Genomic DNA, 392 nt, shown 5'->3' with positions numbered 1-392 from the left:
GTGCGGGCATCGTGAAAAATCTATGGCAAAGAAAGCCTTATGTTCTCATAACTGACGATTAAATCGCACCTTCCTTACTGTGTAATGGAACTCACAAAATAAAGATCAGATCATGTCACAACCTCTTTTTGAATTGCGTTCAGTAAATAAATGTTATTACTCCGGGGGCAAAGCCAGTCTTTTTTCCAGGCCGCAAAGCAGCAATAACATCAATGCCCTGACGAATATTGATTTGCAAATATTCCCCGGTGAAATTTTTGTTATCGTCGGTTTATCCGGCTCGGGTAAATCTACCTTGCTGCGCACCCTTAATCACTTAATTAAGTCCGGTAAACCCCCGGCTTTGCCGGGGGACTCCGAAAGGTTTGACCTTTAAGTCAGTCGCGCGAATC

Annotated in this window: 1 pseudogene; it reads left to right on the top strand. The window is 43.6% G+C overall.

Features of this window, described 5'->3' with window-relative positions:
• Window positions 1–208 precede the first annotated feature (208 nt).
• Window positions 209–325, top strand: a pseudogene (locus ACSZO4_RS25875) (ATP-binding cassette domain-containing protein); the annotation flags it as partial.
• Window positions 326–392 lie beyond the last annotated feature (67 nt).

It is taken from the genome of Phytobacter sp. V91 (genome assembly GCF_965644225.1).
Lineage (GTDB): Bacteria > Pseudomonadota > Gammaproteobacteria > Enterobacterales > Enterobacteriaceae > CBFFRJ01.
This window is presented reverse-complemented; position numbering and strand designations above follow the sequence as displayed.